Genomic DNA, 24,207 nt, shown 5'->3' with positions numbered 1-24,207 from the left:
AAAAATATTGATAAGCATGAGGAGAGGATTACATTGACTATTTATGAGCAATTTATAGAGGCTCTTAAAGAGAGAATAGGCGATACTGTAACGTTTGCAGAGATAAAGGACAGATTAATAACAAAATTTAATACGAAACCTGGGAGTATTAATCCTGCTGATTATTGCTATAACCGTTATAACAAAGGGAGAGTGTTTAATAAAAGTTTGTTTATATATATAAATAAAAGAACTTATAGATATGTAGGTGAAAATTATCCTTATACAGGATTAGTTTTTCACAAACCTAAAGGGGCAGATTGTGAATCTATTGTAGGTGAGTGGGATAATGGTAAACTCCTTTTTTATAAGGATAAGGATAAGGATAAAATAGGAATCTCACAAATCAAAAAGTTATATGAGGCATACTTTGAAATGTTACGATTTGAAATGAATGTTCTTGGTTGTAAGGCGACTGAATTAAGGCATCTTATAGGTCGTCTAGGTGAATTTTTTTGTGTCCTTTACACGAATGGTGAGCTATCCAAAGTGACGAATCAGCATGGATATGATGTTATCAAAGAAGGGAGAAGAATAAGTGTTAAAACAACTGCCCAAGAAAAAGGGTTTATCACAATAAATCAAAACACATTTGACCAATTTGATGACTTCTTCGTAGTTCAGTATAAAGATGATGATTTGAAATTATTATTTTATGGGCCAAAGGAAGAGATTCCATCGCTTAGACCATATGGGAATACTTATGAGGTTGATATAAATTCTTTAAAGAGAGTAGAAAAGATACTCTAGTGTCTTTTCTTATAGTTTTTTAGCAGAAGCAAGCAGCTCCAACGATGATTATTTAGCTTTGTAATTGTTATAGGAATCATATGAAACAAAAGACACTTAGAAAAAAGGTTACAATTGGATTTGTAACCTTTTTTTTGTTACTCATTAAAAAATAGTAGTGCTTAGTGATGGATATTTTCTATTCATATCCATCAAGCTAAAAAAGAACATGTACCAACATAGCCTTATAGAAGAGCTGCATTTAACTTTATTTAAAGCTTCATGTATCAGTATTATTCTATCCATTTACTTGATTGTTGAATATGCAGGTAGGATCCACCTGTTTCGAAATAGAAGTTTGAAGTTTCGAAATATTAGTTGTTTAGGTTGTGTTAAATATTGTAAAATAAAATGGTACTAAAAAAAACAAATGGGTACCATTAGTTTAGGGGGCGGATTATGAAACAAAGAATAGTAACAGAAACAAGTCATCAAATTCAAACGAAGGGGTTTACATTTACAATTAGTGATTTAGCAAAACAATTAGCTGTGAGTAAGAGGACAATCTATGAGCACTTTTCTTCAAAAGATGAAATAGTAGATGAAGTTATTCGTCATGTAATAGAAAGTATTCAAGAAAAGGAAAAAAATATCGCTGAAGATGATACGTTACAAACAGTTGAAAAAATAAGACTCATTTTAATTTGTATTCCACAACAATTTCAATTCATGGATGCACGTTTATTAGTAGAACTAAAAAAACATCATTATTACCAATGGTCAAGATTAGATCAGTTTTTACGTGAAGGTTGGTCTACTGTAATCGGTTTATTAGAGAAGGGAATGAGGGAAGGAAGCATTAGAAAGATTCAAATTCCATTTTTTATTGAATTATATTTGGGAGCACTGAATCGCATATATGATCCTATGCTTATTGAAAAGAGTGATTATACATTAGGGAATATACTTGAATCTATTATGGACATATTGCTGTATGGAATTTCTAATGCGGAGTAGAAGGTGGGAGAAATAGTGCAGTGGATTTATTTATGCTTAGCAATTTTATTTGAAGTAGCGGGTACGACGGCGATGAAACTATCTGATGGATTAACGAAACTTGTACCAAGCATACTTATTTTTGTATTTTATGTAGTAAGTTTTGTATTCCTGTCATTCGCATTAAAGGGGATGGAAATGTCTGTTGCCTATGCGGTTTGGTCAGGTATGGGAATTGTAACGATTACAATAATTGGGTTCTTTTATTTTGGAGAAAGTATCAATGTAACAAAGATACTAGCAATTCTCTTTATTTTAATTGGAGTTGTAATTATAAATTTTAATAGTACGGCACATGAAGCGAAGAAAAAAGAAATGGTGGAGGAACGTATACATTGAATCGATTAAAGTATTTTTTCCTTATTACTGATCTTGGATTTGTTGTATATTGGCTCATAACAATTTTTCATATGATTCCGCAAGAATATTTGTTTAAAGATTACCAAGATCCTATTTTAATAGCATGGAACTGGTCTTTTTTACCCTTGGATTTGTTAATCTCGTTAACAGGATTTCTAAGTTTGTATTTACATTCTAAACAAAAATATATTTGGAGCCACTTTGCGTTCTTATCATTAATTTTAACTTTTTGTTCAGGATTACAAGCTCTAGCATTTTGGACAATCCGTTTAGATTTCGATATTTCTTGGTGGATTCCTAATTTATATTTATTAGTTTACCCATGCTTCTTTTTAAAAAGTGTTTGGAGGGAGTGTGGATGGTATGAGACGAATATAAGAAAAGAAAGAAAAGAATTCATTTAATATAAGAAAGACAGGATCTTTAAGCGCATTCGAATTTCTAACTCAGTTTTTTCGCTAGCCATAGATTAGAAGTCAAAACAATTTCTGAAATGAAGACAGCCGATGATTCCTATGGTAAGGAAGCATCGGCTTGTATTATGTATATTGAGTTAGTTCACGTTTCTGGAATAATTGTAATAGCGACGGTCCGAACAGGGTTCTCTTTTTCGTCGCCTTTATTTTGGGTATGGTAGTATTTATTCATTAATTCGTTAAGTTCGTTTTGAAAGCTCATAAAGTGTTCTTCATCGAGCTTTAAGTCCACAACAGAAAAAGTAGCAATATCTTCTTGATTGTTTTGTTCCTCTAATTTCTTCAGGTAACTTTGATATTGTGTCATAAGTGATAACTGATAATAAGAAATGTAGTTTAACTTTTCATCATCAGACAATCCTTTCCACTCACTTCCTTCAATTTTTGCATCTTCTTCATTGATTGCGTAATATTTTTCAGAAACAGATTTTACCTTTTTTTCTTTAATTACATGGACGATACCAGAATCAACCATTGTTTGTAGCTGTCTATATAGTGTTGCTTGTGGCACATTTTTAATGATTTTTACCATTTCTAATGGTGTTAGTCCATCTTCCTTATTTCTCATTAATACTTGGCAAATTTTCATTCTTACTGGATGCATTAAGATTTCAACTTTATTACTCATTATATCACCTTATATATCGTTTTTTTATTCTCATTATAAATAATGAGAATAATGATTGCAATCCATCTGTTTTTATTTTATCATTATCAATAATGATAATGAGATTTAAAAGGAGTGATGACAATGAAAATACATTATGGATTGAATGATCTTAAAGACATTGATATTATGGCTTTTCTACCCATTATATTGCCAGTTATTGCAGTGGGGGCACTTTTAGTTTTAATTGCATTCATTGATTTATACCGACATAGAAATAAAAGAAAAAATGTACTTGTATGGGCGCTAATTATTCTTTTTGTTAACATATTAGGACCTATTCTGTACTTTGTTATAGGAAGAAAGGACGGTGAGAAATTATGAAATTAGAGATTAGAAATGTAACAAAATCATTTAAAGGAAAAATTGCTGTCAATACTTTCTCGATGGAACTGCAATCCGGGGAATGTGTAGGGTTAATCGGACCAAATGGAGCAGGGAAATCTACATTAATAAAAGTGATTTCAGATATTATTAATCCAGATGTTGGTGAGGTGTTATTGAATGGGATAAAAATATCAAAAATGAAAAGGGAAATTGGCTACTTACCGCAATACCCTAATTTTTTTCATTGGATGACGGCGCGAGAAACCCTTATGTTTATGGGGCAACTTTCGGGATTGAAAAAAGTAGAATTGTCAAAGTCAATTCCTAAAATTTTGGAGAAAGTTGGACTAAGGGGCGAAGAAAACGCAAAGGTTAGTACATTTTCTGGTGGAATGAAACAACGACTTGGTATTGCACAAGCATTATTGCATAAACCTTCGCTTATTATTATGGATGAACCAGTATCTGCATTAGACCCAATCGGCAGAAGGGAAGTATTAAATCTCATTGAAGAAATAAAAAAAGATACGACTATTTTATTATCAACTCATATATTGAGTGATGCAGAAGAAATCTGTGAACGATTTGTCATGATTAAAGATGGAACAAAGATAGAAGATACAACAATTACTGAGCTTTTACACCGCAATAGCGAAAATAAATTAATCATTGAAATCACAGCTAAAGATCGAGAGTGGATTGACGTTGTAAAAAAGTTGCCCTATGTGAAGGATGTAGAAGTGATTGGACTTAAAGTCAAAGTGAAGGTTGAAAGTATCGGAATAAATAAAAATATGTTACTGCAAAATGCCCTCGAGCATAAAGTTGACCTCGTTAAATTTGAAGTAAGCCGCGATACTTTAGAAGAAATTTTCTTGAAATTGGTGGTGCAAAAATGAATAATCTAATGGTATTGATAAAAAAAGAATGTGTTCAAATGTTACGTGATTTTAAGATTATTTGGCTACCAATTGTTTTTATATTTTTAGGGGCAACCCAGCCAATAGTAACGCATTACTTGCCATCCATTTTAGGAGCATTAGGTGGAGGGCAGGGAATTACCATCGATCCAAGTATGACATCACAAAAAGGAGGCGAAGTACTAGCGAGTACTTTGGGGTCTCAGTTTGATCAGCTCGGACTTATGATTCTAGTAATCTCTATGATGGGTGCCATTCAAACAGATAAAGCTAACGGTATGTTAGCCTTTATTTTAACAAGACCTGTTACGGTTACTTCGTATATAGCTGGGAAAATAGTATCAAATTATGTAATAGTAGCGTTTAGTGTAATGATTGGATACTTTACCTCTTATCTATATACAAACTATCTTTTTACTATTGTTCCGTTTTCGTACATGATTACTGGATTACTATTTTATTTCATTTGGGTTCTTTTTATCGTATCTTTCACAACTATGATAAGTGCTATTTTTCACAGTCAAGGTATTATTGCGCTAATTTCAATTGCTTTTCTTTTAGCTTGTAGAATAATCGTCGGTTTGATTCCAATAGTAGATCAGTTTAATCCAGCCAGTATGAGTAAACATGCGATGGAAACGTTAGTCACGGGGGCAGTAAATTCAAACGCAATAATTACTGGATTACTAACTATAGTGTGGATTTTATTGACACTCTTCGTAACGTATTATTGGATTGCTAATAAAAAGTTTAATTATGAATAACTTTGAAGATGATATTGGCTTCAAATAAAACACCCCAACAAGAAAAAGCTTCCACTACTGTGGAAGCTTTTCTAAATGATGTGCAATATCAATATACATATTTGAGTAAACAGAATGTATTTCATTACTTGGCGTAGCGTTAGAAGAGAAGTGGACAATGATCATATTTGCTTTCGGATCGATGTAAAGTGTTTGTCCGTAACTACCTAACACTTCAAAAGCATCTTGTTCATTGTGCGGAATCCACCATTGATTATGATAAGAAATGGAAGCTCCAGGGCCAACTGCAAGTTCACCTTCTTGGACATTTTTTATATCTTCAGTAATAGAAGAAGGGAGGATTTGTTTTCCATTATATTCCCCGTTATTTAGAAGTAATTGCCCGAATCTCGCCATATCTCTAGCAGTTGCATTTAAGCCAGCGCTTGCTTGTTCTACTTTTGTTTCATCTGTAACGTAATATGCGTTTTCTTCCATACCAATTTGAGACCATATGCGCTCGCTAACATTTGCAGCTAATGATTTACCAGTGATCGTTCGAATCACCCAAGCGAGTGTTTCAGCTGATCCGTTATCGTAAGAAAAATCGGAACCAGGCGGTGCAGTTTCTTCTGCTTCTCGTAACATATCATAAATTTTCATTGGGCCGTCGTAGTTTTTACCTCGAGGCAAAATATTGCTCGCTAAATATAGTTGTGCATCTTGATTTTCTAACGCTGGATGTTCATATCCGTGAGTAGGGTACTGTGCAGAAACTTGCATGTCCATTAATTGCTGAAGTGTGGCATTACCGAACGGTGTATTTTTTAATTCTTTTATATATGTGCCAGCTGTTTTTTCTAAGTCAATACGGTTTTCTTCAGCGAGGGATTGTATAATTGCCCCGGTAAAGACCTTCGCTAATGAGGCCATGCCATGAGGTTCACTCTCTTTATACCCATTGAAATATCGTTCATATACAAGTTGTCCATTGTGTACAATGACAAAAGCATCTGTTTTATTATCGTCTAAAAGTTTTTTTAGAGGAGTTGTATTTCCAAATCTACGCTCCACAGCAAAATCATCTAAGTTTTGCAATGCGGTAGAGAAGTGGGATACTTGATCCGGGTTATTTTTCACCTCGTTAATTAAAGTGAATTCTTTCATATGTGTATACGACCAACGTAAGTAAGGATCATCTAACCAATTTTTCTTCGTCACGTTATTTTTCGATGGAATTGTTTTATTATGTTTGAAGTATGTAAAACCGAGCCCTGTAATTACAAATATAAATGTGATTATGAGTAAGAGTAGGGGAGATTTTTTAAGTTTCATATCGGTCCCTCCTTTTTATTTCTACTATTAGTATACGCGTCTATTGAAAGAAATACAAAATAAGGAAAGTAAACGGGGAAGTTTACTTTCCTTATTCATGTTAAGCGGAAACTTTTCCGTCTGTATGTTGTTTCTTGAATTTTTGTTTTCGTCCGTGTAATCCATAATAGAGAAGTAAAGTGAATGCAACGATAATAGCTGCGATGAAATACATATTATGGTAACTTGATTTCGCTGCGACGATACCTAAAATGAAAGAACCAAAACCGAGACCACTATCAAAGAATGAGAAGTACGTAGCTGTTGCAGAACCACGTCGATGGTTTGCAGCGGCAGAGATCGCAATCGTTTGGAAACTTGGAATTAATGTTCCGTAACCTAAACCGATTAACATACCTGCACCAAGGAACCAAAACGGAGTTTGCGCTTGGCTTAAAATGAACATCCCAATTGTGAAAATAATGATAGCTGGGTAAACGAGTACATTTTCACCGAATCGATCGAAAATCTTTCCTGTAAATGGACGAGAAATTACAACAACGAGTGCGTATAAAATAAAGAAGTAACTAGCAACTTCTCCTAAACCGAGCTCTTTCGCATAAATAGGAATAAAGGATAAAATACCACTATAAGAAAAGGCTAAAACAAATCCTGTCAGAGCGATCGGAATAGAGGATGGTTCAATTAAGTCCTTCCATTTCATTTTTTCTCGTTTTTGTTTGCTCACTGGTACTTCATGCGGAATATTTACAAGTAGTCCTAATAAAAATGCAAGCAATGAAAATACGGAACAAACGATAAATAGTACAGTAAATGAAAAATGTGAAATAATTGTTAAACCTAAAAAAGGACCAATTACCATCGGCAAACTCATAAATACGCCGAAATAGGCAAGTGCTTCGCCTCGTCTATGAGCTGGTGCAACATCAGTTACAATTGTTCCTGTGGCTGTTGTTGCCATACCGAACCCAATACCATGTAAGAAGCGAAGGGCAAGTAATAAAAATAAACTTTGCGCACCGAAATACATAACGGTAGCAGCTAAAAATAATGAAAGTGAAATAAATAAAATTTTCTTTCTCCCTAATTCATCAAGCCATTTTCCTGTAAATGGTCTACATAAAACAGATGAAATAAGAAAAACAGTTGCAACTAAACCAATTTCCTCAGGTTTTCCCTTTAGGCCGTCTATTACATAGATAGGTAAAGTAGTCATAAGCATATAGAATGTTAAGAAGAGAAATAGACTACTAAAACAAGTTCCGAGGAAATCCTTCGTCCAAAGTTTCTCACTTTGCATCGTCATCCCTCCAATTTAATCTAAGTTTTTAATGATTTGTTGTAACACTTGAAATGCTTGATGTAACTCATCTTCGTTAATACCTTCTAGTGTCTTTTCTTCAAAAGTATCAACTTCTTCTTGCCATTTCGGAATCATTTTTCTCGCTGTTTCTGATAAAGAAATGAGCTTCTCACGGCGATCTTTTCCTTCAGTACGAATAATCCAACCCATCGTCTCCATACGTGTTAACGTACGAGTCATCGTTGGTGATTCAACATTTAAATACTGACATAATTCTGTTTGTGTACAAGAACCGGTTTGGTTAATGCGGAAAATAACGGCCCATTGTGCACTAAATAGCCCAGTTGGAGATACGCGTTCATTAAATTTCTTTGTGAATTTTCGAGAAGTCTGGCTGACAATGTGAAAAAAATGTTGTTTTTCGTCCATATAGTTAGATCCTTTCAAATTAGTTACCTAGCTAACTATATACTTTTTTATTATAATTGTCTAGTAATAGACATGTTGATTTATGTAAAAATTTTGTACAGCTTTTATGTTGAGAACATACATTCTGCATGTTATTCTTTAAGTAAGTAAAGATTTTTCTTTCTATTAAAAAGAATGGGGGAACTTGTGATGATTAAGCCTGCAACAATGGAGTTTGTTTCACTATCGAATGGAGAAACGATTGCGTATCAGGAAGTTGGAAGGCAAAATACAGAAATTCTTGTACTCATTCACGGGAACATGACATCGTCACAACACTGGGATTTAGTTATTGAAAAGTTGCAAGATCAATACCATATTTACGCTCTTGATTTAAGAGGATTTGGCCAATCAACATATAATCAATCGATAGATTCATTACAAGACTTTACAGAAGATGTAAAACTATTTATCGATCAATTAAAACTAGAGAAATTTTCATTAATGGGCTGGTCAATGGGCGGTGGTGTTGCGATGCAATTTACAGCGAATCATCCAACGTTTGTCGAAAAGTTAATTTTAGTAGAATCAGTGGGCATGAAGGGATATCCAATTTTTAAAAAAGATATAAACGGGCAGCCAATCGTATCAAGTTTAGTAAAGACGAAAGAAGAGATTGCACAAGATCCCGTACAAATTGCTCCAGTGCTAGATGCGATAAAAAATATGAATAAATTATATTACCGTACAGTATGGAATCTATTAATATATACACATAATCAACCTGAACCAGATCGTTATGAAAAGTATTTAGACGATATGTTAACGCAGCGTAATTTCGTAGATGTGAATTATGCGCTCATTACATTTAATATTTCGGATGAACATAATGGAGTTGTAGAGGGAAATAAACAAATTCATCATATTAAAGCTCCAACACTCGTCATACAAGGGGACAGAGATTACGTCGTACCGCAAGTAGTCGGTGAGGAATTAGCAAAACATTTGCCAAATGCAGAGTTGAAGATATTAGAAGATTGCGGACACTCACCGTTTATAGATTGCTTAGATGTACTTATAAAACATGTGGAGGATTGGTTAGAATAGAAATAATCCCCGAAAGTAAAAGTATTGCATATACTATAACATTTGTATGTAAAAGGGGAGAGTATCAATGCATAAACCATCTTTAATCGCTTATTCGCCATATGATCATCATATATATACAAAAATAATGATAGATCCGATGTATATGCAAGTTTCACCAGTTGTAGTTCCTTTACAAATGCAATACCCGCAGCCATCAATTACTAGTGCACAGCAATACTTATATGGATCATCATTTTATGGAAATCCATATTACAAGCACTTTCATCACAATGTGAAAGCACAAGTTTGGGAAGGATAAGGAGCTAAAAGATTCATTCTTTTAGCTTCTTTTTTATTGATAATATTCGTACACGCATTTGAAGAAACAGTTTATAATGAAAGGTGGACAGCGTGAGAAGGAGAGGGAAAAGGATGTCAATGCGTTTTACATTTTGGATTATGGTTGGGATTGTAGCAATCTCGGGTTTGTCACAAGGGATGCTCTTACCGGCTATTGCAATGATTTTTGAACAAGAAGGGGTTAGTTCAAGTATTAACGGTATTCATGCGACGGCATTATACATTGGGATATTAGTGATTTCCCCGTTTCTTGAAAAACCGATGCAAAAGTTTGGAATGAAGCCAATTATCGTTATTGGTGGGTTTCTCGTTATTATTTCATTATTCTTCTTTACACAAACTTTTTCATTTTGGGTATGGTTCGTTCTTAGATTTTTAGTTGGAGTCGGAGATCATATGCTTCATGTCGGAACACAAACATGGATTACGACAACATCAGACCCAAGTAAAATAGGGAGACAAGTATCGATATACGGTGTATTCTTCGGAATTGGTTTTGCTGTTGGTCCGTATTTAGCAAGCACTGTGCAGTACGGTCTTGCAACACCATTTATTATATCTACTATACTTTGTTTAATAGGTTGGCTTTTGTTACTGCCAACGAAAAATGCATTCCCAGCACAAGATGAACGAGAAGTGAAGAGTGAGTCATCATTTTCTCGTTATAAACAAGTTGTTGGATTAGGATGGATTGCGTTACTAGGACCACTTGCATATGGCGTACTGGAAGCTATGTTAAATAGTAACTTACCAGTATACGCGCTTCGTAAAGGATGGTCTGTTTCAGAGGTATCCTTCTTATTGCCAGCGTTTGCAGTCGGGGGCATTATTACACAAATCCCGCTCGGTATATTAAGTGATAAATACGGAAGAGATCGTATTTTAACGTGGACGTTCAGCGTAAGTACGGGTATTTTCCTGCTCGCAGCAGTATTTGACCAATATTACTGGATCGTCTTTGCCTGTATGCTGTTAGCTGGTATGGTCATTGGATCGTGCTTCTCATTAGGTCTTGGATTTATGACAGATTTATTACCGAGACATTTACTACCAGCGGGTAATATATTATCTGGAATCGCTTTTAGTTTAGGAAGTATACTGGGACCTGTATTAGGAGGCGTATTTATAGAAAAAATACAGTATACAAGCTTTTTTATTGCGGTTATGATTATAATAGGAATTCTCGCAATGGTATATATGATCTACATGAAGAATCAATTCGCATCAAGAAAAATAGAAAGTAGGTTAGGGCATGACAAAACAACCTAATAAAAAGAAATTTGAAGTACTCGAAAACGAAACAATTACAGATTGCTTAACACGTATGGAACAAGAAGGCTATGCACCGTCTCGTCGTATGGAAGAGCCAATCTTTCATGAAGTGAAGAAAAACGGCAAAACAGAAGTTGAACCGTGCGGTAGAAAAATTGTCTTTGAGGGGAAATTGAAGTAATACATTATATAAAAAGAATTTGCTTTTGGGTACAAGCAAGATAAAACATATATTCACATAAGAAAACGCTGTTGATTTCAATATCAATAGCGTTTTTATTTTAGGAAATATATAGGTCAAAATGAATTTCTGCTTGAATGGAACTAGCAAAATTAATAATCTCTTTTTGTAAATACATTGCGGGTGATTCGCTATTCTCCACTTGAATCACTACCATAAAAAGAAACTCTAAACTATATTGCTTCTTGAGATGTTTTAATTGTTCTGTTTTTCCTTCAAGGGATTTTAGAATAATATGCAACTGATTATTTATATCGTAGGACTCTTGGTATCCAGTGCTTAAAGTCCAAGCAGTTTCTTCTCTATATAGGGTTTTGGTGGATACAAGATTTGGATTATCATGTCTTGCAACAACATCACCTTTTTTATAACTTCTTGTAGGCTCGATACTTAGGGTGTCAGTAATTGTTTCAACAGGGAATATATCACCCGTTGCACTAAAATAAGCCATAACTTTGGTTTTATCCAGAACGGTTCCTCCTCTATTATTAAGATGTTAATCTTATTACATTATAAAAATTTATGAATGTAAATAGAATTTTTATACCGCTTTAATGGGCAGTAATGCTTCTAATGGGAGAAAAGTAGGTGAGAGTCAACTTTTCATAAAAGCTCACTAGTTTCATTGTATTGAATTCCAGCGTTCGGACATTAGTTAAAGCTGATATCTATACCTTTGTAGGAAAGAAAAATTATACAAAAGTAGGATGCTTAAAAATATATTAATTTGTATGATATAAAAACAAAACAAATTTTTAAAAATCAAAATGTAGGGGAGGGAGAAATATATAATGATACAAAGCATATACGAAACCCATTTACATGTAAGAAATTTAGAAAAGGCGATAGATTTCTATCAAAATAAGTTAGGTTTAGCATTAGCGAAAAAACTATCGAATAGACGAGTTGCGTTCTTTTGGGTAGGAGAAAATAAAGAGCAAATGCTCGGATTATGGGAAGTACATAGTAATGAAGATTTTGAGACGAAACACTTCGCTTTTCGTGTAGATTTAGAGTTTTTAAAGACTTGTAAATTGTGGTTAGAGAAGCGTGGAATAGAGGTAGTAGGGAGTCAGGGGAAAGGGAATGAAGAGCCAATTGTTCAAAGGTGGATGCCGGCTGCAAGTGTATATTTTCTAGATTGTGATGGAAATAAATTAGAGTTTATTTCTATGCTAGATGATGATCCAGATGAATTAGAATATGCAACGTATGTAAGTGAATGGGATGCTGAGCATGAAGAAAAATAAAGTTTAATTAGTGGGCGTTTTACAGATTTGTATTATGTTAAATAGATAGAGACAAATAAAATCCCTCAAGAAAAGGCATGTTCTTGAAGGATTTTTTATACTTTATATATTTATATTGTTTGTAACTTATTAATTATATTCATGATTAGATATTTCAGCGCGTTGAATATAACCATCAGAGAAGCTGAAATAAAGATAATAGCTTCCTCGATTATATATAAAGCCTTCGCTAGTCATATCCCCTCCGATTTCATCGGGTTCACCAAACCACTCTTTTAATTCATTGATAGTTATATCCATTTTTACCCATATATGTCTTGCGTCCGAAGGGTACATGTCAATATTATAATCGCCGTATACCGCTATGTTAGGTGCATCACATTCTGTACATGGTGCTTTTTTCAAAACATCAGGCGCTCCAAATTCATTTTTCACATCAGATATATCTCTACCCAATACACCTAATTTAAATGGACCAAACGTCCCATTCTGTAAAGCTGTTGTTAACATTTGTTTCATTTCTTCTTTTGTATTAATGTTGAAATTATAATCTCTGTTTTTTGCTATTGCATTATATAAAAATTGCGCATACTGCTCACGCTTCACAATCATGTTTCCGTTAAAATTACCTGATTCGTCACCTTGTGCTATACGGTTACTACGTACTGCATTTACAGATTCATAGGCCCAATGACCTTTTGGTACGTCTTTAAATTTTCCTTGTTCTTTTGATTCTAAATGAAATGCTTTTTGTAATATTACTGCCATCTCATACCGAGTTAATACATCATCTGGGCGGAATGTACCTGTGCCATCACCTTTCATAATGCCAGCTTGGGCAATGGCTTTAATATCTTTTTCAAACATATGATTTGTAATATCACTAAACATATTCCCTTGTTTATCGTCTGCTTTTAACCCTAAATATCGATTGACTAAAGATGCTACCTGTCCTCTAGTAACATTGTCTCCAAAACCAAATTTCCCATTTCCATATCCCTTATAAATCCCTGCTGATGCTAAGTAATCGATAGCAACTTTTGACCAGTGGTCCTTTGGTACATCTGTAAATACAGTGTCATTATTGCTAACTACCGTATAGCTTTTTTCATTACCGTTTGTTTTCGTAGTTGTTTCTGCATTTACTGTGCCTACCATCGTTGTAGTTGCTAGTGCTGCGGTTAGTACGAAGCCAAAAAACTTTTTAACTTTACTTGTTTTTCTGCCCATTTGTGAACCCCCTTGTTATATGAAACGAATTGAACAACCTAAACATTTAATATAATTTAATGTTTACATCGTGATTATAACATGTAATTAATGATTATTTACCATAAATTTCTATGAAATAAATATCTATTTTACTAATCTGTATGAAACTTAATTAATCATAATATCTATAAATATTTATCACTATTTAAAAATGGTATTGATAAATCCATTCAACAAAAGCATATAAATTCCTTTTCGTTATTTGTGAACAGTAAAACGCGTCTTTTTTCAATCTACGATAGAAGACAGAACGTATATTTGGTATAATCAAAACATACTACATGAAACGATGTACATGAGTTTGAGATTTATATAATAAGGTAAGTAATACATAACAATAACTACGCTATAGGATTCAGTTCATGTTATACAAATCAATCGTTAGAAAGGAATAGAAGTAATGAATCAAATTTCATTTGAAGATTTATTTGAAGAAGAAAACAAACCAGAAAAGGTGGAGGTAGCTGAAATACCAGTACCTTTATCACCATTGCAAAAAGATATATTGGAATTAATGGATTCTGAAGAAATAAGTGCACTTGAGCTATGTGAACAATTAATACGAGCTGGAAAAATATCAGATGAAAGATTCACAACGAATAAGCCGAAAGCATATGGAGAAGTATGCTTACTATTAGAAGGTTTTGTTAAAGAAGGAAAGCTTATTTTTGTCAAAAGTGATGAGAAAAGAGATAGGGTTTATAAATTGAATGAAGAAATGTTTAACGCATAAGGTGTACAAGAGGGGATGAATAATTTCCAGGGGGAGCTCATTCGTTTTTCTCATCAAAAAGGTGTCAATCTTGCTTAGATTGACACCTTTTTGATCATTTAACATCTAACATACTTACGTTTGAAACCAAGTCTTCCTCTATCAAGTTCTTTCTGAATACTTTCTGTAGCATTTAGCAAACTGCTCTTTTTATTTTCACGTTTTATTTCAACTATACCAACTTCTTTGGCGATTTCGACTGCCTTTTCGTGTAGTGGCACATATGAAATTGCTACCGTGTTTAGGAAATTATTCATAGCGGATTTTGTTCGTTCTGGCGAATCATGAATCGTATTTTTCACCATTTCAAGCATAGCGGCAATTTTGCTTTCGACAAATTCGTTGTCTTTGCGATTTCCTAAAAGCCAGCAGTAGCAACTCCAGCCAGCAGACATTCTAAGCTCGTCCCCACTTGCAATCCATTTGTCAGCAACATCTTGTGCAATATTTGATTCTGATAAAGTTACTGCCACTACATAATCGGACAACATATAAAAATATGCTCCGTCTATCCAGCGATCAAAATCCGATTCACTCATAACTTTCGGATCCGCAATAATGCCTGCAAAGTACATAGCATCGTAGTTACCTGTCGCATAAAGTTCTTCAGCTAATTCTTGATTTAATTTAATTTTTTTAGCGATTGGTTTCATAGCACCTGTGGCTACGCCGAAAACTGGCTCGTGCGCACCGTTAGATATGTATATTTTTTTCGTTCTTTCTTTACCAAGGGCCTCAAGCTCTTGCATAACTGTTTTAAAATCCATTGCTGTGCACTTCCTTCCTTAATATAAAGACCATTTTACCTGCGAACATCTAGCCTATATTTTTTATCATGTCTTCCATACTTCTCAATTTTAAGTCTTATGTGAGTAGGATGTCTACTTTGTGTAATTTATCGATAAATCAGTTATTTATTGTTGTGAAGATACAACATGAAGATAAAAGGGGGGAGAAACAATATGGATGTATGTCTCTACGCATAGTGAGGAGATGTAAATAATGCTTTCTCTTTGACGCGTTTGCTGTAGTATCATGTTATCCTTTAATAAGGTAATAAATGGGGTTTTATATTAAATATGTGAGGTCGATTCTAAATGATAAAGAAATTTACTAGAGTGGTACTAACTACGGTGATGCCAATCAGTTTAATTATGGGTTGTGGAAACGATGAAAAAGCTAAAGCACAAGAGCCGAAAGTGGTACAATCTGAGAAAAAAGACTATATGGATTATTCATATGGTAGCAAAGGTATATTAGTAAGCGGTAAAGCGAAAGCACGTCAACAATACGAGATTGGATTTATAGATGACAACAAGTTAATAGGAATTGATGAAAATATTGAGGACTGTATTATTTTAGATAATAAAGATGAAGCAAGTCTCGTTTGGAAACAAATAGAGCGTGGATCCATTATTGAAGTGCAATATGGTAAGGATCGTAATGATATTGTAGGCGTACAATTAGTAGAAGATCGTGAGTCATACGAAATTAGTGATAAGTTTGATCGAAATACGATAAATGAGATCGTCGAAAATGTTAAAGAGAATTTGTAATAGATGTATGTCGCTAGTATAGAAGCTATTATCATGAAATAGTGAATCGTATACATAATAGTTTGGAATCAACGGCATTTTTTATATGAAAATGCCGTTGATTTGTGTTAAAAAGTACATGCTATTCTATAGTCTTGTAGAAAAACACGTATTAAATATAAATGAATTATTCTTCTTTCAGCTTTGATGAACGCCGTAAGGTTATTATCCAAAATAAAAGAGCACAAGCACTAACAGATACACCTAATATGCATACTCCATCCCAACCATATTTTGCATACGTATTTGTTGAAAGAATAGCACCTGTTGCACTACCGATAGAATAAAAAATCATGTAACTGGCAGTGAGTCGACTTCTTGCTTCGGGACGCACTGTGAACAGCATACTTTGATTGGTGACATGCACAGCTTGCACAGCTAAATCTAAAAGGATAATGCCGAAAACTAGTAATAATAGAGAGTGGTTAATAGATTTAATTAAGAGCCATGAAAGTACTAATAATGATAAGGCTATGCCAGTTGTTCTTTGTCCTAATCCTTTATCAGCTAGTCGTCCAGCTTTAGTAGCAGCTAATGCACCCGCCACTCCAGCAAGACCGAACGCACCAATAGCTGTATGCGAAAGGTTATGTGGTGTAGCACTTAGAGGCAATACTAAAGAAGTCCATAAAATACTGAATGAAGTGAAAATAAGCAATGCTAATATTCCGCGAATGCGTAAGAGTCGTTCTTCCACAAATAATAAGAGAACAGAGTATATTAATTTTCGGTAAGGCATAGTTGTCACTTTTTTATGTTCAAGAGTAGGTAAATTTCGGTGTAACAAAACAGTTACGAAGAGTAAAAGAATAGCGGAGGTGAGATAAACAGATCGCCATCCAGCTAAATCTGTTAATGTGCCTGCAAATGTACGGGCAAGGAGGATACCTATTACAACGCCACTTGTAACGAAACCTACTATGCGTCCACGTTCTGATGTTTTAGCTAAAATTGATGCATATGCGACGAGTGTTTGCGTAACAGTTGCAAGAATTCCTACTAAGGCCATACCTATAAAAAGTATGGTGCTTGAGGAAGCGCATCCGATTATAATTAAAGCAAAAACAGATAATAGCATTTGGACAATTATTATTTTCTTTTGGTTTAATAAGTCACCAAGTGGAACTAATAAAAGTAATCCGATTGCATAACAAACTTGAGTAATAGTAATTACAATACCGATAGTTGAATGACTAATCTTAAATTCATTTGACAATGAATCAAGTAGTGGATGAGCGAAGTATATATTTGCTACAGCCATCCCACAAGCAATGGAGAACAATAGAGTCATATAGCGGGACATGATTGCACTAGCAGATGAATGTAACTGAGTATGATTGTGTTTTAGAACGGCCATCATTTTTTCTTTACTATTCATAAAAAACAGCTCCTTTTTGTATTATTAGAAATAACGTACCGAACGGTATGTTATTTTGTAAGTAAAATATAATCTTGAAGAAATATATATGTCAAGTTTATTGTGATTTAATTATGTTTTTTTGACATGTCGTATATAATCTAATACGATATATAATATACCGATTGGTACATAAAAGGTGATGTATAGTCTTAATAACTAGATGTAGAAAGGAGATGGGTTTAAATGGCACGACTACGCGAATTTGATGAAGAAAAAGCTTTAGATGCCGCTATGCAACTTTTTTGGGAGAAGGGATACGCAGCTACTTCATTAAGTGATTTAACTGCAAAAATGGAAATACAAAAGCCAAGTTTATATTCAGCCTTTGGTGATAAAGAGGGTTTATTTGAAGCGGCATTAAGGCGATACACAAATTTACATGCGGCTAATATACGAACAAAACTTCAAAATGAACAATCTGTAAAAGAAGCAATTCGGACGTTTTTTGAAAATATGGTGGAAGAGGAATATAAAAAAGATTTCAGTAAAGGCTGTTTTTGTATTAACACAATGGTTGAACTTGCTCCTCATAATGAAAAATTTGAAGTACTGACTAGAGAACATCAAATGTATCTTACAGTTATTTTTCAAGAATTAATTACGAAGGGAATTCAATTAGGAGAACTACAAAATGATTTGAACGCTAAAGCATTAGCTCAAACATTAGTCACGTCCTTAATTGGATTAACGGTGTTAATGAAATCACGCCCGGAACGTTCCGTTATAGATAATTCGGTATCTATAATAGTATCTTTACTAAAATGACTTTTGCAGAAATGTATTTCAATGTTAGTGAGTAAAATAAGAGTAATCTTTTCCATATAATAACTCCTTTCAATGTGAAAATATTGATATTTAAAAATGGGGAAAGCATACAGCAATAGATTGATTAATAGATACATAATAGTTATGAAAAATCATAAAGGTCCTTCTTGTTGAAGAATTAGTAAAAGGTATCCTAATCTATTTTTTGAGAAGTAGTGGAGTGTAAGGTGGATAAGTGCTTTTGACGGCAATTGCAATTGGTTTTAAAATAATGTCTGTTAAGGAATTTTATAGAAACTATCATTCGCCTGCTGGGGAAAGTATTTATAAAAGGGTGGAATAAACATAGTTTTATACATACATAGTAGATTTATAGTCTTTCACTAATTGGAAAATAAAGGGAGGTTAGGATGCTTACACGAACTGTGTAGGTATTTCATACAGCAATGAATATTAAAAAACGAGTAATCACATTATCAACAAGTTTAGTAATGTTAGGGAGCGCACCTTTAGCGATATCAGCAGAAGAGAGTAAACACCTTCAAGTGGATCAACTTCGTATCGCACAAGGAGAACGTGGAACGAACGGATTAAGTTATTCTGATTTCAATCTAGAAACTCCAGATCACATGCAAATTAACGAAGCGGAAGTATCAGAGAATGAGAAAATTCTTTTAGAAGAATATAAACATAAACATGATGAAACAGAAGAGTTACATAAAATGAAAGAAGCGAAAAAAGGTCAAGTAGCGGAAGATGAAGCTATTTCAAACATTGAAAAGGCATTTGAACATGTAGATGGTCGAAATGATGGTTCTACTCGCGAAATGAAGCCGGTTGAAAAGCCAAGAGCTATTCAATATAGTGCATCGATGACTACAAAGAAATATGGAACTCTTGCAGGTACTCCGTTTATAGAGTGGATTGTTCCAGCAGGAAATCCTGATATTCGCCCTGCCAATCCAATGAAAGCACGTTACATTACAATTCACGAGACTGCAAACACAGCTAGTGGTGCGAATGCTGAAAATCATGCGAAATACTTGTATAAACAAGCAACGGAAGGTACGTTCCGAACTGCTTCATGGCATTTTACTGTAGACGATAAACAAATTTATCAGCACTTACCAACAAATGAAAACGGTTGGCATGCAGGAGATGGTGATGGCTCAGGAAACAGAGAATCTATTGGGATTGAAATTTCAGTTAACCAAGATGGAGATTACAATAAAGCGTTAGAGAATGCGAAGCGACTTGCAGGTTACTTAATGAATAAAGAAGGAATTAGCGCGGATCACATTTACAGGCATCAACAATGGAGCGGAAAAAACTGTCCTGATATTTTAATTTCTCGTGGGAATTGGACTGGCTTCGTACAAGGTATTCAATGGTATGCAAATGTTAACGCACAAATTGACTCGCCTTTACAAGAAAGAAACGAGCTATTTGATTCAAATGAATATAATCCAGCTGAACCTAACATGGAGCTTGTAGTGAATGGTGACGGTATAAACGTACGTAGTGGTGCGGACCTTGAGCATCATATTGTTCGTAAAGCTTCAAAAGGTGACCGTTACAAAGTGTTAGCAGTTAAAAACGGTTGGTACAAAGTAGGAAATGGAGAGTGGATCTTCTATAATCCAAGTTGGATTAAGATTAACTACAATGTACCAAAAGAAGAAGTACAAAAGCCAAAAGATGATATTACAGGTGGATGGTTTGAAGGACATATTCGTAAACTACACAGTCTCGGTATTATGCACGGAGAAGGAAATGGTATATTTGCGCCTTATCGTAATGTAACGAGAGCTGAGTTTGCGACATTAATCTCAAATGCTCTTAAACTACCAGAAGGAAATAAGTCATTTGTAGATATTAACAAAGCGCATTCATCACTTCATGACGGTATTAAACGTAGTGCCAGTGCAGGAATTATTAGCGGTCGTGGCGGAGGGATTTTTGACCCGAATGCACACATTACTCGTGAAGAAGCATCTATCATGATTGACAACGCATTACAGTATAAAGGTGTTACAGGTGAATTAGTCGCGTTACCATTTATGGATAAACATTTGATCACATACAAACAGCCTGTTCAACGATTATACAGTTTACAGGTAGTTACTGGTGTTGGAAATAATGAGTTTAACCCTAAAGGTACAACAACTCGTGGTGAGGCAGCTGCCTTTTTAGTGAAGATGTTAGATGCAAGTCAAAAATAGAAAGAATGGTAAAGGAGCTATCCAAAATGAAAATTCGGAACAGCTCCTTTTTATTTTAGCCCCTATGAAGCCCCTTCTAAGCCCCTCATAAGCACCTACCAAGTAATAAATCACTAAGAAAAAACAAAACAAAAACAACTACAAGAACAAAAAAGCGCGAAAAAATAAAACCGGCGTTGTAGTAGTTAAAAAAATTTGGAATTCAACTGCAAAAACAAAGCCCTCATTCCTATATGTATATGGAAGGGTTGAATTCTGCCTTTTAAAAATAAAAGGAGGAGGTAAATATATGGCGGTGTACCGTAATGTGCAGGTGAACTTTTGGCAAGATGAATTCATATTAGATTTAACGCCAGAGGAGCGTTATTTTTACATATACTTGTTAACTGGTACGAAAACGCAGCAATGTGGAATTTACGTATTACCGAAACGTTTAGCAGAATTGGAAACAGGCTACAGTATGGAGACTGTTGAGAAGCTGTTAAATAGGTTTGTTGCATACGGAAAGATTTTATACGATGCAGAAACGAAAGAGTTATACATACTAAATTGGCTACACTATAACCCTATTTTAAATACGAATGTAGAAAAGTGTGTGTTACGTGAGTTAAAGACTGTAAAAAGTAAAGAGTTCATACATATGTTTTTACGTACATGTCTGGAAGAAGAATGGAAGATTCCATTGTTATTAGAACATTTTGGCATGCCGAAAGAAGAGGAGAATAGTAGTTTACAGGAAGTTACTGAGGAGAAGGAAGTGATAGAAGAGGATACTTCGCATAGTGAAGTTTATAAGTTTTACGAACAACATATAAGTAATCTATCTCCATATATCGTGAAGGAATTAAAAGAGTGGATACAAAAAGTTTCAGGAGTGAGAGTATTAGAGGCTCTTAAGATTGCGTTTGAACAGAATAAGCGAACATTTGCTTATGTGAAGGGGATTTTGAGAAATTGGTGTGAAAAAGGGAGAGTAGATTTTCTTGAAGGAAAGGAAGGCGCACATAAGGGAGATGTATGTAGTTTGTATGATCCATAGTCTGGGTTTTTCTACTTTTCTAAAAGGTTCTTTCAAAATAGAAGCGAATAGTTTGAGAAAGGAGGGGTTATATGGAAGTCGTCATAAAGAAGAAGCGAACTAGAGGGAAGAAAATTTTTATTTGGTCTAGTAGTATCATTCTTTTGTTAGTTATTGGTACAGCGATTTTTTTGAACATATATACGCTTAGTTCTGTGCCAAAGATAGATGGAACGATAAAGCTAGAGGATTTACAACGTGCTGTTACGGTAAAGCGAGATAGTAAAGGGGTACCGCATATTAAAGCGGAAAATGCACATGATTTATATTTTTCGCAAGGGTATGTACAAGCGCAAGATCGTTTGTTTCAAATGGATTTAAGTAGAAGGCAAGCTTCTGGGATGTTGAGTGAAGTTGTAGGGGAAGCTGCTGTTGATCGAGATAAGTTGTTTCGAACACTCGGTTTACGGCGAGCAGCCGAAGCGTCTGTTAGTCAATATGACGGAGAAGCGAAATATGCCCTGCAGTCATTTGCTGATGGGGTGAACGCTTTTATACGTGAGGCAAAAGAGGAAAAGAGATTGCCGGTTGAGTTTACTATATTAGGTTATGAGCCTGCGGAGTGGTCCATTGTTGATACGTTAACGATTGGAAAGTATATGGCGTTTGACTTAGGTGGACATTGGCACGGACAGGCATTTCGATATTGGGCGCTGAAAAATTTACCGAAAGAGCAAGCAAATGAGCTATTTCCTACATATCCGAAAGATGCGCCTAGATTGTTAGCCGAACTGGAAAATACAAATGTGAATGTAGCACAAAGTTTTGCAAAAACGATTATTCCGCCAGAGTTTAATGGTAGCAATAACTGGGTCATAAGCGGTGAGAAGAGTGCGTCTGGTAAGCCCATTTTAGCGGATGATCCTCATTTATCTCTTGCGACGCCTTCTATTTGGTATCAATCACAGCTTGAAATGAAAGGTTTACATGTGAGTGGCGTTATTTTCGCTGGAGTACCAGGCGTTATTTTAGGACACAATGACAAAATAGCATGGGGCGTTACGAATACTGGCCCTGATGTACAAGATTTATATATTGAGAAGCGAAATCCTAATAATGAAAATGAATTTTTATATAACGATAAGTGGGAAAAAGCTACAGTTGTTGATGAATCGATTAAAGTAAAAGGCGGGAAAACAATTCCGTATAACGTTACGGTTACGAGGCATGGTCCAGTCATTTCAGAGTTTGCGGATAAGGGGAAACAGAAAACGAAAACGGTATTTGCTTTGAAATGGACTGCTTTGGAGCCTTCCGCTGAATTAAAGGCTGTATTAAATATGAATAAAGCGAAAGATTGGAATGAGTTTGAAACGGCACTTCAAGACTTTCATACACCAACTCAAAACTTTGTATTTGCATCAAATGACGGCACAATTGCTTATAAAGCGAACGGAAATATACCAGTGCGTAAAAAAGGTGATGGGAGTTTACCAGTGCCAGGATGGACAGACGAATATGAATGGGAAGGGTATATCCCGTATGATCAACTTCCAAAAGTAATCAATCCAAAACAAGGGTTTATTTCAACGGCGAATAATAAAATTGTGGATGATAACTATCCGTACCATATTAGTAATACGTGGGCACAGCCATATAGACAAATGCGTATTCAAGAATTTTTACAAGAGAAGGAAAAGTATACGGTGAAAGATTTAGAAGAGTTACAGATGGATCAAAAAAATTTATACGGGAAAGAATTTGCTCCTATATTGTTAAAAGAGTTAAATAAAGCATCTTTAAATGAAGTAGAGAAAGAAGGCGTAAAACAATTAGCAAAATGGAATTTTTATGATAGTAAAGATGAAGCGGCACCATTACTATTCCATTTATTAATGAAAGAGATTTCGAATACGTTATTTTCAAAAGAAATACCGAAAGATGTGATGGAGTTATTTGAAGGGAAGTCACAAGTTGTTGATGAATTGATTCGAAAAGAAGTAGCGGGAGAAAAGAGCGCTTGGTTTACGAAGTACGGAGGATTCACAAAAGTTGTGCATACATCGTATGAAAATGTAATGAAGAAATTACAGAAGGAATATGGACCGAATGTTGCGGAGTGGAAGTGGGGCGATTACCATCAACTAGCGTTCACACATCCAATTTCAAAATCATCTAGTATGTTAGCACTACTTGCATTTAATCGTGAAAAACCAGTTCCAATTGGCGGCAGCCAAGTTACCGTTCAAGCAGCGAGTTACGGAGATAACGGTATTGTCAATCACGGTGCATCTTGGCGATTCGTAATTGATACGAAAGATATGTCAAACGGTTATCATATCGTAGGACCAGGACAATCGGGACATTTTAGAAGCGATTGGTATCATGATCAAATCGATGATTGGGTAAATGGAACGTATCATACGACTACATTGAATACGGATGGAATAGAGGGGAAGGTGTTAACTTTAGAGCCGAAGCGATAATATTTCCACTGATGAAAACTGTTAAATTAGAACATAACTAAGTTCTTAAGTAATTTTAAAAGCCTACTATCAGTTAAATTGA

At 34.7% G+C, this 24,207-nt stretch carries 26 protein-coding genes; 18 read left to right on the top strand and 8 right to left on the bottom strand.

Annotated elements, in window-relative coordinates; genetic code table 11:
- Positions 1–33 precede the first annotated feature (33 nt).
- The 4 genes from ACXVYO_RS06735 to ACXVYO_RS06720 all read left to right on the top strand — a co-directional run bounded on the left by ACXVYO_RS06735 (position 34) and on the right by ACXVYO_RS06720 (position 2,588).
- Positions 34–789, top strand: a complete 756-nt coding sequence (locus ACXVYO_RS06735) for a DUF7225 domain-containing protein (RefSeq protein WP_458466703.1) — start codon at positions 34–36, stop codon at positions 787–789.
- A 438-nt stretch (positions 790–1,227) separates the two neighbouring features.
- A complete protein-coding gene (locus ACXVYO_RS06730) occupies positions 1,228–1,785 on the top strand; it encodes a TetR/AcrR family transcriptional regulator (protein ID WP_458466403.1) in 558 nt (185 codons plus the stop codon).
- Positions 1,786–1,800: 15 nt separating this feature from the next.
- Positions 1,801–2,163: a DMT family transporter gene (locus tag ACXVYO_RS06725; RefSeq protein ID WP_458466402.1), complete on the top strand. Its 363-nt coding sequence runs from the start codon at positions 1,801–1,803 to the stop codon at positions 2,161–2,163.
- Positions 2,160–2,588 carry a YvaD family protein gene (locus ACXVYO_RS06720; protein ID WP_458466401.1) on the top strand — a complete coding sequence of 143 codons (429 nt, stop codon included), beginning with the start codon at positions 2,160–2,162 and terminating at the stop codon, positions 2,586–2,588. Before ACXVYO_RS06725 ends, ACXVYO_RS06720 begins: the two co-directional genes overlap by 4 nt.
- Before the next feature lie 154 nt (positions 2,589–2,742).
- Here ACXVYO_RS06720 and ACXVYO_RS06715 read toward each other — a convergent pair whose 3' ends face one another.
- Complete coding sequence (locus ACXVYO_RS06715) at positions 2,743–3,288, bottom strand: helix-turn-helix domain-containing protein (protein ID WP_458466400.1); 546 nt, start codon at positions 3,286–3,288, stop codon at positions 2,743–2,745.
- Positions 3,289–3,411: 123 nt separating this feature from the next.
- Here ACXVYO_RS06715 and ACXVYO_RS06710 point away from each other — a divergent pair, with 123 nt between their 5' ends.
- From ACXVYO_RS06710 to ACXVYO_RS06700, 3 genes are read left to right on the top strand one after another with little or no spacing between them, the layout of a single operon-like run.
- Positions 3,412–3,651: a PLD nuclease N-terminal domain-containing protein gene (locus ACXVYO_RS06710; protein WP_458466399.1), complete on the top strand. Its 240-nt coding sequence runs from the start codon at positions 3,412–3,414 to the stop codon at positions 3,649–3,651.
- Positions 3,648–4,553 (top strand): ATP-binding cassette domain-containing protein, encoded by a 906-nt coding sequence (locus ACXVYO_RS06705; protein ID WP_458466398.1) that lies wholly within the window; start codon positions 3,648–3,650, stop codon positions 4,551–4,553. The genes ACXVYO_RS06710 and ACXVYO_RS06705 overlap by 4 nt, the downstream gene beginning before the upstream one ends.
- A complete protein-coding gene (locus ACXVYO_RS06700) occupies positions 4,550–5,338 on the top strand; it encodes an ABC transporter permease (protein ID WP_458466397.1) in 789 nt (262 codons plus the stop codon). Before ACXVYO_RS06705 ends, ACXVYO_RS06700 begins: the two co-directional genes overlap by 4 nt.
- 54 nt (positions 5,339–5,392) lie before the next feature.
- Here ACXVYO_RS06700 and ACXVYO_RS06695 read toward each other — a convergent pair whose 3' ends face one another.
- The 3 genes from ACXVYO_RS06695 to ACXVYO_RS06685 form a co-directional block, all read right to left on the bottom strand.
- The gene (locus tag ACXVYO_RS06695) at positions 5,393–6,652 is read right to left on the bottom strand and encodes a serine hydrolase domain-containing protein (RefSeq protein ID WP_458466396.1); all 1,260 of its coding nucleotides are present in this window, start codon (positions 6,650–6,652) and stop codon (positions 5,393–5,395) included.
- A gap of 100 nt (positions 6,653–6,752) precedes the next feature.
- Positions 6,753–7,952 (bottom strand): MFS transporter, encoded by a 1,200-nt coding sequence (locus ACXVYO_RS06690; protein ID WP_097818731.1) that lies wholly within the window; start codon positions 7,950–7,952, stop codon positions 6,753–6,755.
- Positions 7,953–7,967: 15 nt separating this feature from the next.
- Positions 7,968–8,384 (bottom strand): MarR family winged helix-turn-helix transcriptional regulator, encoded by a 417-nt coding sequence (locus ACXVYO_RS06685; RefSeq protein WP_458466395.1) that lies wholly within the window; start codon positions 8,382–8,384, stop codon positions 7,968–7,970.
- A 174-nt stretch (positions 8,385–8,558) separates the two neighbouring features.
- On the opposite strand from ACXVYO_RS06685, the gene phaZ reads away from it, so the two are divergent.
- From phaZ to ACXVYO_RS06665, 4 genes are all read left to right on the top strand, one after another.
- A complete protein-coding gene (gene phaZ, locus ACXVYO_RS06680) occupies positions 8,559–9,470 on the top strand; it encodes an intracellular short-chain-length polyhydroxyalkanoate depolymerase (RefSeq protein ID WP_458466394.1) in 912 nt (303 codons plus the stop codon).
- Positions 9,471–9,537: 67 nt separating this feature from the next.
- Positions 9,538–9,771, top strand: coding sequence for a hypothetical protein (locus tag ACXVYO_RS06675; protein WP_458466393.1), 234 nt, complete (start codon positions 9,538–9,540; stop codon positions 9,769–9,771).
- 113 nt (positions 9,772–9,884) lie between these two features.
- Positions 9,885–11,081 carry an MFS transporter gene (locus tag ACXVYO_RS06670; RefSeq protein ID WP_458466392.1) on the top strand — a complete coding sequence of 399 codons (1,197 nt, stop codon included), beginning with the start codon at positions 9,885–9,887 and terminating at the stop codon, positions 11,079–11,081.
- Complete coding sequence (locus ACXVYO_RS06665; RefSeq protein WP_458466391.1) at positions 11,065–11,265, top strand: NETI motif-containing protein; 201 nt, start codon at positions 11,065–11,067, stop codon at positions 11,263–11,265. The genes ACXVYO_RS06670 and ACXVYO_RS06665 overlap by 17 nt, the downstream gene beginning before the upstream one ends.
- A 100-nt stretch (positions 11,266–11,365) precedes the next feature.
- Here ACXVYO_RS06665 and ACXVYO_RS06660 read toward each other — a convergent pair whose 3' ends face one another.
- Positions 11,366–11,776: a DUF4279 domain-containing protein gene (locus ACXVYO_RS06660; RefSeq protein ID WP_458466390.1), complete on the bottom strand. Its 411-nt coding sequence runs from the start codon at positions 11,774–11,776 to the stop codon at positions 11,366–11,368.
- Between the two features lie 340 nt (positions 11,777–12,116).
- On the opposite strand from ACXVYO_RS06660, the gene ACXVYO_RS06655 reads away from it, so the two are divergent.
- Positions 12,117–12,575 carry a VOC family protein gene (locus ACXVYO_RS06655; protein ID WP_458466389.1) on the top strand — a complete coding sequence of 153 codons (459 nt, stop codon included), beginning with the start codon at positions 12,117–12,119 and terminating at the stop codon, positions 12,573–12,575.
- A gap of 129 nt (positions 12,576–12,704) precedes the next feature.
- Here ACXVYO_RS06655 and ACXVYO_RS06650 read toward each other — a convergent pair whose 3' ends face one another.
- Positions 12,705–13,805, bottom strand: coding sequence for an S-layer homology domain-containing protein (locus tag ACXVYO_RS06650; RefSeq protein ID WP_458466388.1), 1,101 nt, complete (start codon positions 13,803–13,805; stop codon positions 12,705–12,707).
- Positions 13,806–14,247: 442 nt separating this feature from the next.
- Here ACXVYO_RS06650 and ACXVYO_RS06645 point away from each other — a divergent pair, with 442 nt between their 5' ends.
- A complete protein-coding gene (locus tag ACXVYO_RS06645) occupies positions 14,248–14,580 on the top strand; it encodes a DUF3895 domain-containing protein (protein WP_458466387.1) in 333 nt (110 codons plus the stop codon).
- Positions 14,581–14,678: 98 nt separating this feature from the next.
- Here the strand turns inward: ACXVYO_RS06645 and ACXVYO_RS06640 are convergent, their stop codons facing one another.
- Complete coding sequence (locus ACXVYO_RS06640) at positions 14,679–15,386, bottom strand: DNA alkylation repair protein (RefSeq protein ID WP_458466386.1); 708 nt, start codon at positions 15,384–15,386, stop codon at positions 14,679–14,681.
- Between the two features lie 330 nt (positions 15,387–15,716).
- Here ACXVYO_RS06640 and ACXVYO_RS06635 point away from each other — a divergent pair, with 330 nt between their 5' ends.
- On the top strand, positions 15,717–16,175 hold the full coding sequence (locus ACXVYO_RS06635; RefSeq protein WP_458466385.1) for a hypothetical protein: 459 nt from the start codon (positions 15,717–15,719) through the stop codon (positions 16,173–16,175).
- Between the two features lie 166 nt (positions 16,176–16,341).
- Here the strand turns inward: ACXVYO_RS06635 and ACXVYO_RS06630 are convergent, their stop codons facing one another.
- The gene (locus ACXVYO_RS06630; RefSeq protein WP_458466384.1) at positions 16,342–17,592 is read right to left on the bottom strand and encodes an MFS transporter; all 1,251 of its coding nucleotides are present in this window, start codon (positions 17,590–17,592) and stop codon (positions 16,342–16,344) included.
- Between the two features lie 225 nt (positions 17,593–17,817).
- Here ACXVYO_RS06630 and ACXVYO_RS06625 point away from each other — a divergent pair, with 225 nt between their 5' ends.
- The 4 genes from ACXVYO_RS06625 (at position 17,818) to ACXVYO_RS06610 (ending at position 24,125) form a co-directional block, all read left to right on the top strand.
- Positions 17,818–18,399: a TetR/AcrR family transcriptional regulator gene (locus ACXVYO_RS06625; RefSeq protein WP_458466383.1), complete on the top strand. Its 582-nt coding sequence runs from the start codon at positions 17,818–17,820 to the stop codon at positions 18,397–18,399.
- 446 nt (positions 18,400–18,845) lie between these two features.
- A complete protein-coding gene (locus tag ACXVYO_RS06620; RefSeq protein ID WP_458466382.1) occupies positions 18,846–20,621 on the top strand; it encodes an S-layer homology domain-containing protein in 1,776 nt (591 codons plus the stop codon).
- A gap of 289 nt (positions 20,622–20,910) precedes the next feature.
- A complete protein-coding gene (locus ACXVYO_RS06615) occupies positions 20,911–21,660 on the top strand; it encodes a DnaD domain-containing protein (protein WP_458466381.1) in 750 nt (249 codons plus the stop codon).
- A 71-nt stretch (positions 21,661–21,731) separates the two neighbouring features.
- Positions 21,732–24,125, top strand: coding sequence for a penicillin acylase family protein (locus ACXVYO_RS06610; RefSeq protein ID WP_458466380.1), 2,394 nt, complete (start codon positions 21,732–21,734; stop codon positions 24,123–24,125).
- Positions 24,126–24,207 lie beyond the last annotated feature (82 nt).

Source organism: Bacillus sp. BC08, from assembly GCF_054326875.1.
This window is presented reverse-complemented; position numbering and strand designations above follow the sequence as displayed.